The sequence below is a fragment of the Aliikangiella aequoris genome (assembly GCF_053709105.1).
This window is the reverse complement of the sequence record NZ_CM132298.1, coordinates 2,040,602-2,058,230: the sequence shown is the minus strand read 5'-3', so window position 1 is coordinate 2,058,230 and position 17,629 is coordinate 2,040,602. Positions and strand designations below refer to the sequence as shown.

Annotated in this window: 17 protein-coding genes; 5 read left to right on the top strand and 12 right to left on the bottom strand. The window is 39.0% G+C overall.

Annotation, left to right across the window (positions count from 1 at the left end):
* Positions 1–2: 2 nt before the first annotated feature.
* A complete protein-coding gene (locus ACUR5C_RS08835) occupies positions 3–350 on the bottom strand; it encodes a hypothetical protein (RefSeq protein ID WP_454464750.1) in 348 nt (115 codons plus the stop codon).
* The gene (gene metG / locus ACUR5C_RS08830; RefSeq protein WP_454464749.1) at positions 350–2,371 is read right to left on the bottom strand and encodes a methionine--tRNA ligase; all 2,022 of its coding nucleotides are present in this window, start codon (positions 2,369–2,371) and stop codon (positions 350–352) included. Before metG ends, ACUR5C_RS08835 begins: the two co-directional genes overlap by 1 nt.
* A 189-nt stretch (positions 2,372–2,560) precedes the next feature.
* Here metG and apbC point away from each other — a divergent pair, with 189 nt between their 5' ends.
* The 3 genes from apbC to ACUR5C_RS08815 all read left to right on the top strand — a co-directional run bounded on the left by apbC (position 2,561) and on the right by ACUR5C_RS08815 (position 5,230).
* On the top strand, positions 2,561–3,664 hold the full coding sequence (apbC, locus tag ACUR5C_RS08825) for an iron-sulfur cluster carrier protein ApbC (RefSeq protein ID WP_454464748.1): 1,104 nt from the start codon (positions 2,561–2,563) through the stop codon (positions 3,662–3,664).
* 74 nt (positions 3,665–3,738) lie between these two features.
* Positions 3,739–4,302, top strand: a complete 564-nt coding sequence (dcd, locus tag ACUR5C_RS08820) for a dCTP deaminase (RefSeq protein ID WP_454464747.1) — start codon at positions 3,739–3,741, stop codon at positions 4,300–4,302.
* 166 nt (positions 4,303–4,468) lie between these two features.
* The gene (locus ACUR5C_RS08815; protein WP_454464746.1) at positions 4,469–5,230 is read left to right on the top strand and encodes a DUF599 domain-containing protein; all 762 of its coding nucleotides are present in this window, start codon (positions 4,469–4,471) and stop codon (positions 5,228–5,230) included.
* A gap of 35 nt (positions 5,231–5,265) precedes the next feature.
* On the opposite strand, the gene ACUR5C_RS08810 is transcribed toward ACUR5C_RS08815, so the two are convergent.
* Complete coding sequence (locus ACUR5C_RS08810; protein WP_454464745.1) at positions 5,266–6,168, bottom strand: universal stress protein; 903 nt, start codon at positions 6,166–6,168, stop codon at positions 5,266–5,268.
* A 176-nt stretch (positions 6,169–6,344) separates the two neighbouring features.
* Between ACUR5C_RS08810 and ACUR5C_RS08805 the strand changes: the two genes are divergently transcribed.
* A complete protein-coding gene (locus ACUR5C_RS08805) occupies positions 6,345–8,864 on the top strand; it encodes an efflux RND transporter permease subunit (RefSeq protein WP_454464744.1) in 2,520 nt (839 codons plus the stop codon).
* Positions 8,865–8,943: 79 nt separating this feature from the next.
* Here the strand turns inward: ACUR5C_RS08805 and ACUR5C_RS08800 are convergent, their stop codons facing one another.
* The 9 genes from ACUR5C_RS08800 to ACUR5C_RS08760 form a co-directional block, all read right to left on the bottom strand.
* The gene (locus ACUR5C_RS08800; RefSeq protein ID WP_454464743.1) at positions 8,944–9,348 is read right to left on the bottom strand and encodes a SufE family protein; all 405 of its coding nucleotides are present in this window, start codon (positions 9,346–9,348) and stop codon (positions 8,944–8,946) included.
* Positions 9,349–9,394: 46 nt separating this feature from the next.
* Positions 9,395–9,928, bottom strand: a complete 534-nt coding sequence (sufT, locus tag ACUR5C_RS08795; RefSeq protein ID WP_454464742.1) for a putative Fe-S cluster assembly protein SufT — start codon at positions 9,926–9,928, stop codon at positions 9,395–9,397.
* Positions 9,929–9,963: 35 nt separating this feature from the next.
* A complete protein-coding gene (locus ACUR5C_RS08790) occupies positions 9,964–10,326 on the bottom strand; it encodes a HesB/IscA family protein (protein ID WP_454464741.1) in 363 nt (120 codons plus the stop codon).
* A gap of 18 nt (positions 10,327–10,344) precedes the next feature.
* Positions 10,345–11,592 carry an aminotransferase class V-fold PLP-dependent enzyme gene (locus ACUR5C_RS08785; protein WP_454464740.1) on the bottom strand — a complete coding sequence of 416 codons (1,248 nt, stop codon included), beginning with the start codon at positions 11,590–11,592 and terminating at the stop codon, positions 10,345–10,347.
* Between the two features lie 24 nt (positions 11,593–11,616).
* Positions 11,617–12,948 carry a Fe-S cluster assembly protein SufD gene (gene sufD / locus ACUR5C_RS08780; RefSeq protein ID WP_454464739.1) on the bottom strand — a complete coding sequence of 444 codons (1,332 nt, stop codon included), beginning with the start codon at positions 12,946–12,948 and terminating at the stop codon, positions 11,617–11,619.
* A 22-nt stretch (positions 12,949–12,970) separates the two neighbouring features.
* Positions 12,971–13,714: a Fe-S cluster assembly ATPase SufC gene (gene sufC / locus ACUR5C_RS08775; RefSeq protein WP_454464738.1), complete on the bottom strand. Its 744-nt coding sequence runs from the start codon at positions 13,712–13,714 to the stop codon at positions 12,971–12,973.
* Positions 13,715–13,737: 23 nt separating this feature from the next.
* Entirely contained in the window at positions 13,738–15,177 is a 1,440-nt protein-coding gene (gene sufB / locus ACUR5C_RS08770) for a Fe-S cluster assembly protein SufB (RefSeq protein WP_454464737.1), read from the bottom strand.
* 171 nt (positions 15,178–15,348) lie between these two features.
* Entirely contained in the window at positions 15,349–15,819 is a 471-nt protein-coding gene (gene iscR, locus ACUR5C_RS08765; protein WP_454464736.1) for a Fe-S cluster assembly transcriptional regulator IscR, read from the bottom strand.
* Between the two features lie 119 nt (positions 15,820–15,938).
* Positions 15,939–16,712: an inositol monophosphatase family protein gene (locus ACUR5C_RS08760; RefSeq protein ID WP_454464735.1), complete on the bottom strand. Its 774-nt coding sequence runs from the start codon at positions 16,710–16,712 to the stop codon at positions 15,939–15,941.
* A 326-nt stretch (positions 16,713–17,038) separates the two neighbouring features.
* Here ACUR5C_RS08760 and moaB point away from each other — a divergent pair, with 326 nt between their 5' ends.
* Entirely contained in the window at positions 17,039–17,527 is a 489-nt protein-coding gene (moaB, locus tag ACUR5C_RS08755; protein ID WP_454464734.1) for a molybdenum cofactor biosynthesis protein B, read from the top strand.
* Positions 17,528–17,629 lie beyond the last annotated feature (102 nt).

Genomic DNA, 17,629 nt, shown 5'->3' with positions numbered 1-17,629 from the left:
GTCTATTGAGAAGGGGAGTTTGGTTTTCGCTTAGCTTCATAAAAATGTTTAGCAGCTAAAATAGCAGCAACTAAAATACCCCAAATTATCACTAGCGTTGTCAAACTTTTATAAATCACTTTAACTCCTTCAACTTCTGCATTGAGTAAAGTGGTTAATATCATTGGCGCTAACGAGTCTGCATCGGCGACTGTTTGAGGCGTAAAAGCACCCACTGCAATAAGAGCGAGAATGCTAACGCGTGCGGCAAAAGGGAGTTTTTTAAGTTTTAGGTCGAGCATAAAGAGCAAAGCGATACCTAATAAAATATAAACCACCCAGGCTTGTGGATAAAGATCAAAACCGCTCATTATTTAACTCGCATGCCGGCTTGTGCGCCTTCGTCAGGGCTTAATACCCATAAATCACTGCCTCCGGGACCGGCTGCTAATACCATACCTTCTGACATGCCAAAGCGCATCTTACGAGGTTTTAAATTTGCAACCATAACGGTCAGTTTGCCTTCTAGATCCTCGGGTTGATAAGCTGATTTAATGCCAGCAAATACTTGTTTAGTTACACCGCCTAAGTCCAATTGAAGTTTTAAAAGCTTATCTGCTCCTTCAACGTGTTCGGCTTTTACTATAGTCGCCAAACGTAAATCAACTTTATCAAAGTCAACAAACTCTATTTCTGGCTTAATTGGATCGGCCAATTTAGGGGAATTTTCTGCTTCAGTCACTTCTTTTGACTCCTCAATCATTTTATCTAACTGCTTAGGATCAACTCGCTGAACCATTGGTTTAAAGCGATTAATCTTATGGCCTAAGAGTAAATTGTTTGAATCTTGCCAAGATAACGGCTCAATATTTAAGAAAGCTTCTACTTGCTTGGCAATTTCTGGTACCGCTGGTTTTAGATAGATAGTCAAAATTCTAAACAAGTTAAGTGCAACGCTACTGATAGTTTGTACTTCTGCGGCTGTTTCTTCTTGCTTAATTTTTACCCAAGGTTCTTCAGTAGCAATATATTGATTTGCTTTGTCTGCTAAGTTCATTATTTCGCGTATTGCTTTGCCGTAATCTTTAGTTTCATAACAATTTGCAATATCGTTACTAGCCGCCTGAAACTCTTTAATTAAAGGGTGCTCAGCAATATTGTCACTTAAAGTTCCGGCAAACTTCTTACTTATAAAGTTAGCGCAGCGGCTCGCAATGTTAATGTACTTTCCAACTAAGTCAGAATTAATGCGGGCGATAAAATCTTCTAGGTTTAAGTCAAAATCGTCGACTTTACTCGTTAACTTAGCCATAAAGTAGTAACGTAAATATTCTGGCTGAAGATGGTTTAGGTAAGTTCTCGCCTTAATAAAAGTACCTTTTGACTTAGACATTTTAGTTCCGTTCACAGTCAAAAAGCCATGAGCGTGAACTTTTGTTGGCTTGTTAAAACCGCTACCTTCTAACATGGCGGGCCAAAACAGAGTATGGAAATAGACAATGTCTTTTCCAATAAAGTGATGAATTTCGGCGTCACTATTTTTACCCCAATAGGCATCAAAGTCTAGGTCTCCACGTTTATCACATAGGTTCTTAAAGCTTGCCATGTAGCCCATAGGTGCATCAACCCAAACATAAAAGTACTTACCGGGTGCACCTGGAATTTCAAAACCAAAATAGGGTGCATCGCGAGAAATGTCCCATTGTTGCAAGCCCGCGTCAAACCACTCATCAAGCTTATTCGCAATTTGTTCTTGAACATGACCTTGTCTAGTCCAGGTCTTAAGCATTTCTTCAAATTCAGGCAGTTTAAAGAAAAAGTGCTCTGAGTCTTTCTCTATTGGTGTCGCGCCAGAAATAGCAGATTTTGGATTTTTGAGTTCTGTTGGGCTGTAAGTCGCGCCGCAGTTGTCGCAATTGTCGCCGTATTGATCAGCTGAGTCGCACTTAGGACAATCGCCCTTAACAAATCGGTCGGGCAGAAACATGCCTTTTTCAGGGTCATACAATTGAGTTATGCTACGTTTTTCAATATGGCCTTTAGCCTCAAGCTCACGATAAATATATTCACATAAAACTTTGTTTTCTTCACTGTGGGTAGAGTGGTAGTTGTCGTATTCGACTAAAAAGTCTTCAAAGTCCTTTAAATGTTCTTCACGAGTTGCAGCAATAAACTCTTCTGGAGATATGCCTTCTTTTTGAGCGCGCAACATTATTGGTGTGCCGTGAGTATCGTCAGCACATACGCTAATACACTGGTGACCACGCATTTTTTGAAAGCGAGTCCAAATATCGGTTTGAATATGTTCTAGCATGTGTCCAATATGGATAGAACCATTGGCATAGGGTAAGGCGCTAGTCACTAATATTTTTCTTGGTTTAAATTGCTGCACTTTGGTCACTTCTTTTTTATCACAAATTAAAAGGATTTAGCCGAGGCTAACTCGTTGGCGCAACTATACCTTTTTTTACTTAACCTTTCATTAAAAAGAGCGGCTTAGAGCCCAAAATTAACAAGTATTTTTAGTTGTTTTTCGGGTATAATCCGCGCATTGTTTTCATATCATACTAGTGTTGGGCGAATGTTAGACGAACAAGCTATATCAGATTTAATTAAAAGCAACGAATTCAAGTCATTGCCTCCTGGCTTTCAAATTGATACGTATTTAAATCAAGTTAATGTCATTGGAGATAGTGTTAAAGTCGAAATTGTATTACCTTTCCCAGCAGCTGGCCTGCAGCAAGTACTGGCTGAAGAAATTGAAGCGGTAATTGCTAGCGCTTGGCCTCAATCGACTAAAATTGCTATAGCGATTAAACACCGTGTCACCGCGTATGAAACTAAGGCTGGCGTACCGCCGATTGCCAACATTAAGAATATTATTGCGGTAGCTTCGGGCAAAGGCGGGGTTGGTAAGTCGGCAACGAGTATTAATTTAGCCTTAGCTTTGCAGCAAGAAGGTGCAAAAGTCGGGATTTTAGACGCTGATATTTATGGCCCAAGTGTGCCCATTATGTTGGGTATTCCTGACGCTAGGCCTATTTCTGAAGATAAAAAGTCGATTCAGCCGTTGAGTGCGCATGGTATTGAGTCTATGTCGATTGGCTTTTTGGTTGATCCTAAACAAGCCATGGTGTGGCGCGGCCCTATGGCGTCGCAAGCATTCCAACAGATTATTAGGGACACTCGTTGGGGTGATTTAGACTATTTGATCGTTGACTTGCCTCCTGGCACTGGAGATATTCAGCTCACTTTATCACAAAAGATCCCGGTGACAGCTGCGGTAATCGTTACCACACCGCAGGATCTCGCGTTAGCTGACGCTAAAAAGGCCGTTGCTATGTTTGAAAAGGTGAAAATACCGGTTATGGGTGTTGTAGAAAACATGTCGACTCATATTTGTAGCCAATGCGGCCACGAAGAAGCAATTTTTGGTAAAGGTGGTGGACAGTTTTTATCAAATGACTATAACATGCCTTTGTTAGGCCAATTACCATTGGCGCTAGAAATCAGGCAAGACCTTGACCAAGGAAATCCGACTGTTTCTAAAACACCGTTAGGTGCAGTTAGTTTAGCCTACCGCGCAATAGCGCGTAATTTAACGGCCAATATGACAAAACTGGGCAAGGACTACTCAAAAGGTAGCGACAATATCGCCATAAAAACTTGGTCGCCAAAAGCTTAATAATTGGATTGGCATGGTTTAATCTGCGCTAGTCACTTTGTAACTTATTAATAACCAGAAAATAGAGAATAAAGATGAGTATTAAATCAGATAAATGGATCCGCCGTATGGCAGATAAAGGCATGATAGAGCCTTTTGAAAGCGGTCAAGTTCGAGAGCATGAAGGTAAGCGAATTATCTCCTATGGTACCTCAAGCTATGGTTACGACGTTCGTTGCTCTAATGAATTTAAAATTTTTACTAATGTCCATTCTGCAGTCGTTGATCCTAAAAACTTTGATGACCAAAGCTTTGTTAACATCGAGTCAGATGTCTGCATTATTCCTCCAAACTCGTTTGCATTGGCTAGAACGGTTGAATACTTTCGAATACCCAGAAGCGTTTTAACGGTGTGTTTGGGTAAATCAACTTATGCACGATGCGGTATCATAGTGAATGTGACCCCTTTAGAGCCAGAATGGGAAGGGCATGTAACACTTGAATTTTCTAACACTACGCCATTGCCAGCCAAGATTTACGCGAATGAAGGTGTGGCACAGATGCTTTTTTACGAATCAGACGAAGTGTGTGAAACCTCTTACGCGGACAGAGGTGGCAAATATCAGGGTCAAACTGGGGTAACTTTGCCTAAAACCTAGTCTTTTGGTTTGTTAAAGCCAATGGTGGACCTTGATTAGCTTTTAGCATTGCGTAGTTTTGTCCTAATAATAGCGGTTAATCTGGGGTTGTTGCTAACTACTAGTGTTAACCATATTCAGCGGCATTGATTGTAGTTTAAGTTCAATAAAGGAACAGTTATTACTAATGGGCTTTTTTTCATTCCTTGACTGGCTTGCGTTATTTTGGTTTGCCCTATTTTGGGGCGGCTATACGTTTTTTGCTAATAATCAAGCGAGAAGTGTACTTAACTTATCGCGTAGTCTAACTCGAGTAAGAAGCTTTTGGATGAAGGAAATGCTCGGCAGAGAGCCGCGCATTTCAGATGCAACGGTATTAGGAATACTCCAGCGGACAGTGACCTTCTTCGCTTCAACAACTATTTTTATTCTTGCTGGTTTACTCGCAGTTTTAGGTGCATCGGACAAAGCACTACGCTTAGCGCACGCACTGCCTTTTGTGGCCGAGCACAGTCAATCTGCTTGGGAGCTCAAGATATTAATGATGATTTGCATATTTATTTATGCATTCTTTAAGTTCTCTTGGTCGGTACGTCAGTATAATTTTGCGTTAGTATTGTTTGGTGCAGCACCTTCTAAACAAACCAGTAACGCATTAGAGTTTGTGCAGTGCTCTAATGAGTTATTAACTTCGGCTAATAACTCATTTAACTATGGATTGAGGGCATATTCCTTTGCAATGGCGACTATCGCATGGTTTATTCATCCGGTGCTTTTTATGGTTTCAACTGCTTGGGTTGTTGCCATACTCTACCGCAGAGAATTCCGGTCGCGCACCTTAGCGGCTATGACCTCGGCAATTGATGCCTTGCAAAAAAACGCAGAGGATGGACAGCCTCTTAGCAGCTCGTCACTTGAAGTAACTACCAAAGTCGAAGACAAAGCTTAACTAAAACCTGGTTTTGGCTAAATGCTACGACTCAATTATGGTTTTAAAGCCAATACTTCACATTGCAGCTTAGTGAGAACGGTTTCTGCGGTATTGCCCATAAATGCACCTTTAATTCCTTTGCGGCTGATTGTCCCCATAACGACCACTTGGGCATTGATATTTTGGCTCAAAAGCGGAATGCGTTCTTCGGCAAGCCCTTCGATAACATGTAAGTTTTCTGCTTGAATATTTTTATCTTGAGTAAGCTCTAGCAGCTTACTATGATTGATTTGAGTAACTTGTTCTCTCATCGACTCTAAATCAAACCCACCCATGGTTGCTGCATTATCTAATTGTGGTGAAATATGGGTGGTAACAACGTGGGTCGGCTCGTCTGTGAGGCGAGACAAAAGTTTAGCATAGTTAATAATTTCGTGATTAAAGGCTATTTCATCAGGGTTGCTAGTAGCGCCGTCTACCGCTGCAAGCACCGGAGCAGGAATTCGCCAAGTCTTATCTTTCACCAGTAATAGTGGAGCAGGGCAATGGCGCAGTAACTGCCAGTCTATTGGCATATTAAAAGGGTTTAAGCTACTGGCTTTATCACTAATGCGCTTAATAACTAGATCGGGCATGGTTTCGTCACAGCTATCAATAAGTGCTTGCTGAATCTTTCTTTCCCACTTTACTTCTACTGTTACAGGGATATTTTTCGCTTCTAGCTTTGTCTTTAACGAATTTAAGTACTCGGTTCTAAGCTGAATTTTATCTTGTTTTATCTGGTTTTTCTGTTGTTGAGAAAGAATTGGGGATAATTCTGTGCCGGGATCGTAAATACAGCTTAAAAGGTGAAGCTTAATATTGTAAAATTCAGCAAACTTCAAGGCGCGAGTCAACGCTATATGTTCTTTTTGCTTGCCACTAACAAATACTAAGATATTCTGAGGAAATTTCATACAAACTCCGGAATTTATTTGAGCGCAATGGGTCGAAGCTCTCACTATTTAGGTGGTCAACAAACCTCTGACCAGTATAAAATACAAGCTTTACTAAGACTAGGCCAAAATTTAATTTTATGCCGCAAAACCATAAAACTTTATGGTGGCACTTACTTATCATTTGAGGGATCTTTATGCCTATTTGGCTAAAAACGTTTTATTCAGAGTATTTTTTAAAGAATATTTGGCTTACATTTATAATTACTGTAGGAGTGATAGGGACTATCGGGTCATTTGCAGTTAATTTTAGAATGGACGCTTCTGCAGATTCGTTAGTGTTAGAAAATGATCAATCATTGGAGTTCTATCGTAAAGTTAAGAAAACCTACGGTACTGATGATTACTTATTTATTACATTCGATCCTCAAGAGCCTTTATTTTCGGCAGGCTCAATCAAACAGCTTTCGTCATTAAAACAACAACTGTCACAACTTGACGATGTTGATACCGTTATTTCATTACTCGACGCACCTATCTTTAACCCTGAATCTGTTAGTCTTACTACAATTGAAGATGACCTTTACTTTTTAAAAGATCCACAAGTCGATTTAGAGCAAGCAAAAAAAGATATATTAAGGATCCCGCTATATAAAAACTTATTAATCAATGAAAGCGGTGACATTACCGTCATGCAAGCCAATTTAAAAGGCAACAAGGACTATTTTAAACTCAATGACGAGTTAAGAAAGTTGCTTTGGAAAAAGAAAAATAAACAAGTGTTAAGCTCGTTTGAACAGCAAAAAGAAATAAACTTAAAAAACGAATTAAGATTGTTGGCCGATGAATTGGCACAACGCAATGAACGAGTTATCAAACAAATTCGTGATCTAAAGCTAGCTTATAAAGATGTAGCTACAATTTATCTTGGCGGTATACCCATGATAGCGCACGACATGATTGAGTTTGTTAAAAGCGACTTAATTGTGTTTGGGTTTGGCGTTTTTATTTTATTAATTGCTATTCAAGCATTTATTTTTAGGCGTACTCGGTGGATTATAATAACGCTTGGTGGTTGTAGTATTACCGCCGTGGTTAGTATGGGCATATTAGGCATTATGGATTGGCCTGTGACCGTTATATCGTCAAATTTTGTCGCACTGCTGCTAATTATTACTATGTCGTTGATTATTCATTTAATCGTTAGGTTCCGCCAAGTAGAGCGCGAATATCGCGAGATGTCTTACGATAACAAAATAGTTGAAACCTTGTCATCAATGTTTACGCCTTGTATTTATACCAGCCTAACTACCATTGTTGCGTTTGGTTCGCTTATGGTAAGTGACATAAGGCCTGTTATTGATTTTGGTAAGATGATGATCTTGGGGGTGAGTTTAGCTTTTGTTATAGCATTTACACTTTTCCCATTACTCATGAAGATCCGTAAGAAGTCTGGATTAGACAAACGTAAAGAAACAGGCTTTTTCACCTTCACAAATAAATTAGCAAGTATTTCCGATCGCTGGCGTTTACCGGTCGCTGCACTTGCTATTGCAATGAGTTTGATGAGCGCCTGGGGGATTAGTTACTTAAGTGTCGATAATCGATTTATTGATTATTTTAAATCTGATACAGAAATACACCAAGGAATGAAGGTAATAGACACTCAGTTGGGAGGTACTACTCCACTTGAAGTTATTATTGAACGATCAGCCATAGAAGCTGACTTTGCTTTCATTGAAGCAGAAAGTGAAGAAGATGAGTGGGCTAGTGAAGATGAGTTTGGGGAAATACCTGATAGTAACGCTAAACAAGAAACGCCTCGCTTATGGATGACATCTCACGGCATCAACAAACTCCACAAAATTCAAAATTATTTAGACTCATTAGAAGTTACTGGAAAAACATTGTCTTTAGCCGCTGGCTTACAAATTGTAGAGCAGATTAATGGAAATAAAAGGCTGAGTGATTTCGAGCTTTCACTTTTAGAAAGTAAAATTCCAGCAGACTTAAAAGCGCAAGTTATGTCGCCTTTTTATGACAGAGAAAATGACGAGGTAAGATTTCTAATTCGCGTTAAAGAAACTGATCCCAACTTAAATAGAAATAAATTGTTGAATGATATAAGTCAGTTTTTACAAACAGAGCTTAAATTTAAACCTGATAGTTTTCAATTTACTGGCATGCTGATACTTTACAACAATATGTTAGATAGTTTATTTAAGTCGCAGATTCTTACGTTAGGAGTAGTTTTTGGCATAATATTAGTTATGTTCAGTATTTTATTTCGTTCAATTAAACTCGCTTTAATTGGTATGTTTCCGAATTTAATGGGAGCCTGCTTTGTACTTGGTTTAATGGGGTGGTCTGGCATCCCGCTAGATATGATGACCATTACCATAGCCGCAATTAGTATTGGTATAGCGGTAGATAACACTATCCATTATATTCACCGTTTTAAACTTGAATATAAGCGTTTAGGTAATTACACCAAAGCTATGTATGCCTGTCATGACACAATTGCACGAGCAATGTACTTTACCTCAATAACGATTATTTCTGGGTTTTCTGTATTGGTATTATCTAACTTTATGCCATCAATTTACTTTGGTGTATTTACCAGCTTGGCAATGTTAATCGCTTTATTAGCTAACTTAACATTATTACCGGTTTTATTGCTTTTATTTCATCCATTAGACAGTGCTAGCGAAGACTAAGACTAAGTTTTTTTGTTAGAGAAAGAGCAACGCCGACAGTTAGTCGGCGTTGCTTAGTTTGGTTAATTCTAATGTGAAGCTATAGTTTTTGTTGAGCAAGCGTCTTTATTTTTTCTACCATCGCTTGCAAGCCATTGCCACGAGTAGGGCTAAGGTGTTTGACTAAATCTAGCTGATGAAAATAGTTTTCAATATCAAAGTCAATAATTTCTTGTGCTGACTTATTATTGTAAGCAGCCATGACAATTGCGAGTAAGCCTCGAACTATATGAGCATCACTGTCGACAATAAAGTGAAAGCGATTTCCATCGTAAAGCGGCTCTATCCAAACTTGGCTTTGGCAGCCGGGGACTAGTCGATCCTCTGTGCGCAATAATGGATCCATTTCGGTAAGCTCTTTACCTAGATCGATCATATATTTATAGCGATCTTCCCAGCTTTCAAAAAAGCTTAGTGTGTCGATTATTTCTTCAGTTTTGCTCATAATTTTGGTTAATTTCTATATACTTAAAAGTGAATAGTTTTATCGATTAAAAAAACATACCTGTTTCTAGTTTAGCTTCGTCGCTCATCATTTCTCTGGTCCACTGAGGATCGAAAACTAACTCGACTTCAACATTGGTTACGTTTGGTACTTTGGCAACGCGATATTTTATGTCACTAATCATTACGGGGCCCATTCCGCAGGCGGGTGCAGTTAAAGTCATTTCAATTTTGACAGTTTGAGAAGCTTGCTCCACATTGACTGAATAAATTAAACCTAAATCAACCAAGTTAACTGGTATTTCGGGATCGTAAATACTTTTTAACGCTTGCCATACCTGATCTTCGTTTATAGAGTTGCCTTCTACTGGATCAAAAGTAAGCGTTTCTGCTTTTAGACCGAGTGCTGCCGCATCGGTGCCATCGACTCTTGCCATATTACCATTGACTGCAACAGTATAATTACCGCCAAGCGCCTGAGTAATAGTGACAAATGTATCTTTTGGGATCATGATTTTTGTACCGGAAGGTACTAAGCGAGCAGGGCAGTCATTTAAGGCTACAACCATTTGTTTTTGCATGTGAGCTATCTCTATTAAATGGGTTTTTAACTCGTTTATTGGGTAATGCTAAAGCTTTCGCCACAGCCGCAATGTGCAGTTGCATTAGGGTTGCTAAACTCTAATCTAAAGTTTACCCCTTCTTGAATATAGTCGACCTGTGTTCCTTGAATAAGCGGCAAAACTTTGGGTAAGATAAACAACGTTAAGTTTTCAGCAAGCTGGAATTTTAAAGATTCTGGCGCAGGGGTAAAGGCTAGCTCGAGTAAATACTTATAGCCTGAGCAGCCACTTTCTTTTACATTAAATTCAATTCCGTCAGCCTGCTTAGATTTTACTTGATTGGTTAAATGCTTTATTGCAGACGGAGTAAAACTTACTGGTAGTTTTTCAGTTGGATTATAGGTTGCTACAGTCATGTTAAAAACTCTCTTTTCTTATGAAAGAAACATTTTAGCTTTATTTAAAGCTGCAAAAAGTGCATCAATTTCTTCTATGGTATTATAAAAACTAAACGAAGCTCTAATAGTACCGCTGAGATTTAGGGCTTGCATAAGAGGCATTGCACAGTGATGCCCAGTGCGTACTGCAATTCCCTGTTGGTCAAGTATCATCCCTACATCTTGTGAATGTAGTCCATCTATAACAAAGCTAAGTACCGATGTTTTAGCGCAGTCTGAACCAATAATGCGCATGCCCTCAAAGTTTTTAGCTTTGCTCGTAGCATATTCGATTAGTTGGTTTTCATAGGTTCTTAACTCATTGCGGTCAAATTGATTAAGATAGTCTATTGCCGCACCCATTCCAATAGATGCTTCTATATTGGGCGTGCCGGCTTCAAATTTATAAGGCAGCTTATTATAAGTTGTGCCGTCAAAGGAAACTTTTTCAATCATTTCACCCCCGCCATGCCATGGAGGCATTGCTTCTAGCAGCGCTCTTTTACCATAAAGAATACCAATGCCTGTAGGGGCGAAGGCTTTGTGGCCAGAAAATACGTAAAAGTCACAATCTAACGCGATTACATCAATACTTAAATGAGGTGCTGCTTGTGCGCCATCAATTAAAACCTTGGCATTAAACTGATGCGCTGCGGAAATGATTTTTTCAACCGGGTTAATTACGCCAAGCGCGTTTGATATATGTCCAATTGCTACTAACTTAGTTTTTGGGTTGAGTAGTGTTAAAAAATGTTCAAAGTTTAATTCACCATTGGGGTGGATATTGATGACTTGAAGCTTTGCACCAACTCTTTCACATAACATTTGCCAAGGAACGATGTTAGAGTGGTGTTCCAGAGTAGAAACAATGATCTCGTCCCCAGCAGAGATATTCTGTAGTCCCCAAGTTTGGGCAACTAAATTAATTGATTCGGTGGTTCCTCTAGTCCAAATAACTTCTTCACGATGTTTTGCATTGATAAAGCCTTGAACTTTAACTCGCGCCGCTTCAAAAAGTTCGGTAGCTTTATCGCTTAGCGCATGAGCGCCGCGGTGAACATTAGAATTGACTAAATCGTAGTAAGATTTTATTGCGTTAATGACGTCATTGGGTTTTTGTGAGGTTGCACCGTTATCTAAATAAACAAGTGGATGGTCGTTAACCGATTGATGCAGGATAGGGAAGTCAGCACGGACTTCCTTAATATCGAATTTTCTTTTTGATGTTACTTCACTACTATTCATTTTTGCTCAACTTAAGTTAACAAATTAGTCAATAGAAGACATGTGGCTATCAACTAAGGCATTTAAATAATCATTGATAGCTTTGTCTTTTACGCTGTTGAGTAATTCTTGAATAAACGCAAGACTTAACATTTTTTCAGCCTTTGCTTTTTTAATACCGCGACTTTGTAAGTAGTAAAGTGCTTTGTTATCAATTTGTGCAACAGTTGCACCGTGAGCACAAACTACGTCATCAGCGTATATTTCTAATTCAGGCTTAGTGTTAATTTCTGCTCGATTAGTTAATAATAAATTTTTATTATTTAACTGCGCATCAGATTTTTGCGCGTCTTTAAAAATATGAATTTTTCCGTTAAATGTGGCGCTCGACTCATCCGCAATAATTCCACGAAAAACCTCATTAGTATTACAGTGAGGAATTTGGTGTTCAATATTAGAATGGTAATCGACGGTATTGCTATGAGCCGGTAAGTAAATACCGGTAATATTGCATTGGGCATTTTTGCCTTGGTGCATTACGTCAATATCGGTTCGATTCAGTCTGCTTCCAAAGCTCAGATAAAAACTATCCATTACACAATTATCAGCAAGTTGGCTTTTAACTTGGCTGACTTGTGTAGCACTAGCTGACTCTAAGTTAATACGAAAGTGTTTTAAGTGACTATTCTGCTTTTGAGCGATACTTGTTTGTTGCAACGCGAGCTGAGTGTGCGCCTCTGTTTTAGAGAAAAACTGTTCAACTAATGTTGCTTGGCTTGACTCACCAATACAAAGTATCACTTTGCAGGTGTGTATGTTTTGTTGCTCTTCGCCATGAGTGTAATGTTTAATATGAATTACAGGCGATTGCAATGCATTGTCATTTAGTTGAATGAGCAAACCATCGTTTATTAAAGCTTGATTAAGATTTAACAATAAATTTTTACTGCTTAAGTCATGCTCTAGTTGAGCTTTAATAATTGCTTGCTGTTCTTCATTTGCATTCGAGAACTTCGTCATTTGCAAGCTATCGCCTAAGTTTAAAGACTCAGTCTCGGTCGCCAGTAATCCATTGATAAATGTTATCTCTATCGCGTCTTCTAATTTAAGAGGCTCTACCGGATACTTAGCAAACTCTATTTCAGTTAAGGCTTGTTTTGATAAGTTAGGCTTTTGTTGGTTTACTTCGAAATTAGATGCTAAAAAACTTAAATCGTTATATTTCCAATGCTCTACCTTTCTTGAAGGTAAGGGGGCACTTTTAAATGCTTGTAAAGCGTTTAATTTAGTTTGCTCTAACCATGGTAAAGTGGCATTTTGCTGAGGCGTATTCAGTGACAAGCCTTCACGGTTTTGAAACTCTACAATAAAACTCATAATATTTGTTCCAATTGATGACTTAAAGTTTACTGATCCAGCTGTAGCCTTTTTCTTCTAACTCGTGGGCTAGTTCTTTTCCACCGGACTTAATAATTTTTCCGTCTGATAAAACATGCACATAGTCAGGAACAATGTAGTCTAGTAATCTTTGGTAATGGGTAACGATAATAAATGATCGATTAGGATCTCTACTCGCATTTACACCATCAGCAACAACCTGCAAAGCGTCAATATCTAAACCTGAATCAGTTTCGTCTAAAATGCAAACTTTAGGCTCTAACATCATCATTTGCATAATTTCATTGCGCTTTTTTTCGCCGCCAGAAAAGCCTTCGTTCACGCCTCGCTTAAGAAATGCTTGGTCTAAATTTACTTGTTCACATTTTTCTCTAGCTAACTTTAAAAAAGATACTGCGTCTAACGGTTCTTTTCCTTGGTGTTCACGGATTGCATCAACACTTGACTTTAAAAATTCCATATTGCTTACGCCTGGAATTTCTACTGGATACTGAAAAGCTAAAAACAGGCCTGATTTAGCTCTTTCGTCAGCTTCCATTTCTAATAAATTTTCGCCGTCTAAAGTCGCTTCGCCTTGCGTGGCTTGATATCCTTCACGTCCCGATAAAACGTAGCCTAAGGTGCTTTTACCTGAGCCATTTGGCCCCATAATGGCATGAATTTCACCTGGTTTAACTTCAATTGATAAACCTTTAAGTATTTCTTTGTCTTGTACATTAGCGTGTAGCTTATTAATTTTTAACATTGATGCTCTCTAATAGTTTTAATTTATCCAACAGAACCTTCTAGGCTAACTTCTAGTAGTTTGCCTGCTTCAACTGCAAACTCCATTGGTAACTCTTTAAATACTTCTTTGCAGAATCCATTTACTATCATTGATACTGCTTTCTCTGCTTCTATGCCTCGTTGCAGACAAAGAAATAACTGATCGTCACTGACTTTAGATGTTGTCGCTTCATGTTCGATAATTGCGCTCGGATGCTTACTTTCAATATAGGGGAAAGTATGCGCACCACATTGATCGCCAATTAATAATGAATCACATTGAGTGAAGTTTCTTGCGCCTTCGGCTCTTGGACTCATTCTGACTAATCCACGATAAGAGTTTTGACTCTTGCCGGCAGAAATACCTTTAGAAATAATCGTCGACTTAGTATTTTTGCCTAAATGTATCATTTTGGTGCCTGTATCGGCTTGTTGCATATTGCGAGTTAAGGCAACCGAGTAAAATTCTCCAATGCTATTGTCTCCGCGTAAGACCACAGATGGATACTTCCAAGTAATCGCAGATCCTGTTTCTACCTGTGTCCATGAAATTTTTGCGTTGTGGTGACAAACGCCGCGCTTGGTTACAAAGTTATAGATTCCGCCTTTGCCATTCTCGTCTCCCGGATACCAGTTTTGTACTGTAGAATATTTTATTTCCGCATTGTCCAAAGCGACTAGCTCTACTACCGCGGCATGTAATTGATTTTCGTCACGCATTGGAGCTGTACAGCCTTCAAGATAACTCACGTGGCTAGATTCTTCGGCAATAATTAAGGTTCGCTCAAACTGACCTGTTTTTGCTTCGTTAATTCTAAAATAAGTTGATAGTTCCATAGGGCAGCGCACGCCTTTAGGAATATAAACAAATGATCCATCACTAAATACTGCTGAGTTTAAGGCAGCAAAATAATTATCTTTTTGTGGAACAACCGAACCGAGGTATTTTTTAACTAATTCGGGATGAGAGTGCACAGCTTCAGAAATAGGGCAAAAAATTACCCCAGCTTCAGCAAGCTTTGCTTTAAAAGTAGTGGCAACAGATACAGAGTCGAACACTACATCAACAGCAACACCGGCTAAAATTTCCTGCTCGTGTAACGGAATACCAAGCTTGTTATAGGTTTCTATTAACTCGGGATCAACTTCGTCTAAACTTTTTGGCGCGTCGTCAATGCTTTTAGGTGCTGAATAAAAAGACACATCTTTCAAGTCGATTTTATCGTAGTTCAAATGAGCCCATTCTGGCTCAGCCATTTCTAAGAAACTTTTAAATGCTTTTAATCTCCAATCGAGTAGCCATTGTGGCTCTTTCTTTTTTGCAGATATAAAGCGAATAACTTCTTCGTTTAAGCCTGGTGGCAGTGTTTCAGCATCTATCTCTGTTATAAATCCAGCTGAATACTTAGTATTAACATATTCATCAATTATTTCGTCAGACATTTGTGGTAACTCTTTAGTAAAAATTGTTTTCGGTCTAAGTTGCTTAGCCAGTTATCGTATTTAAGCAATAATGCTTAAATAATTGACCAAACGCTTAGTCGCTATCTTTATATTTTCAATTTAATTGCTTAGTATCATTACTTAATTAGTATCATTACTTAATTAGTATCATCACTCAATTGGTATCAATTCTATTCTGTCTTTAAGGTTATGATGGCTTTTTTGACGCGCTACTTGGGCATCATTTCGCTGAATAATTTCTGCCAAGGTAATGTTGTTTAGAAACTCGTTAATTTTGGCACTTAGATCAATCCAAAGATTGTGAGTGAGACACTGCTTACCGTCATGGCAGTTAGCGCGGCCTTCACAACGTGAAACATCCATTGACTCATTGACAGCATTAATAATTTGAGCCACATTAATTTCGTTAATATCTGCATTCAATTGATAGCCGCCACCAGGGCCTCTAATACTCTTCACTAAATCATTTTTACGTAATTTAGAAAAAAGCTGCTCTAAATAAGATAACGATATCGCTTGTCTTTCAGATATATCGCTAAGATTAACTGGCTGATTTTTACCGTTTAATGCTAAATCTAGCATTGCAGTTACTGCGTATCGGCCTTTAGTCGTTAATCTCATTTTAACTCCGTGCTTATACCTTAGAAATAGCCCTTGCAAGGTTAATTGTTAGCTCAATTGGCCTTGCCTGCGGGCATTTTCTAATACCTGAGTAAAATAGTCAAGTAAAGCGCTTATACCTATTTTTGATTAATATGTTTAAGCATAGATTTAAATGCTTTAGGGTTAGCGGCCAAGATTGAATCGCTGTTACTATAGTCTGGATTACCTTTTAGGTCAGAAACCATTCCGCCTGCTTCTTTAACAAGCAATACACCAGCGGCAGTATCCCACTCGCTTAGTCCAAATTCCCAAAAACCATCGATTCTGCTGGCGGCTACATAAGCTAAGTCTAATGCGGCCGAACCACCTCGGCGCATATCACTACAATGCGGAAATAACTTAGCAAATACATCTAAATATTCGGGTAACTTTTGCTTTTGCTTAAACGGAAAACCAGTGGCTAATAGTGCATGCTCTAGGCCATTGCTATTGTCATTAACTCTTAAACGTTTACCATTAAATTGTGCGCCTCTACCGCGAACTGCGGTAAACAACTCCTCGCAAATAGGGTCGTATACGACAGCAACTTCGGTTTTGCCTTTGTATTTGCAAGCAATAGAAATACACCAATGAGGTACTTTGCGGATAAAATTGGTTGTTCCGTCAATCGGATCTATAACCCAAACATAGTCGCTATCACCAGATTGACCGGATTCTTCGCCTAAGTATGCGTGATCTGAGTAGGAATGAGAGATGGTATCAATAATTAAACGCTCAGCCGCTTGATCAACATTAGTAACATAGTCACTTTGTGATTTTGTTTGAACAGTTTTAATTTTATCCGATTCACGAATAATAAAATCGCCAGCTTTACGTGCAGCGCGCACAGCAATAGTTAGAAATGCTTGCATTTTTGATGATACCTAAATTGTTAAAAAGCGGTTTGAGCTTCGAAGCCAATTAAGCAGTGCTTGTGGCTTTGAGTCAATTTGGGCGCAAGTATAGCGGAAAACCGCTAAAGTTGAAACAAATCTAGCTGGAAAAGTTTGCCTATTCACAAGATTTAGACCGTTAGTGGCCAGGTTTGACTGTAGCAGTTAGAACTAGCGGCATAATGATAGTTAAAACAGATGGTTAGCTATTAAGTTTGTGCTACAGTAAGGCACTTTTATAGTCATTCCAAAGAAGTATAAAGTTCTCTAGTGATTAGCTAGCGTTAACGAAGGGGAGAATAACAATGCAAGCGTTAAATATTGCCGTGATTACCGTGTCTGATTCGCGCACTGAAGCCACTGATACGTCTGGCGACTATTTGCGCGAGGCTGCGCAAACTGCTGGTCACTGTGTTAGCGAAAAAATAATAGTAGCAGATGATATTTATCAATTAAGAGCTGCGCTTTCTGGTTATATAGCCAACCCAGCAATACAAGTGGTTTTAATGACAGGTGGGACCGGTTTTGCGCTAAGAGATTCTACGCCGGAAGCGGTAAAACCTTTATTTGATAAAGAAATACTTGGGTTTGGCGAACTATTTCGGCAAATCTCTTATGATGAGATAGGTTCATCAACAATTCAGAGCCGGGCACTCGCTGGTTTGGCGAATAACACTTTAATATTTTGTATGCCTGGCTCCACCGGAGCCTGCAAGACTGCATGGTTGAACATAATAGAAGCGCAACTTAACGCAGACTTTAAACCCTGCAATTTCAATCAGTTAGTGAGCTGATTGGAAAGACTTTACTCGCTCATAAGCCGCCCATTAAGTTATAGAGGCTAACTTATCTTAATAGGCACTTGTTAAACCCAATTTATACCAAGAAGGAAAACC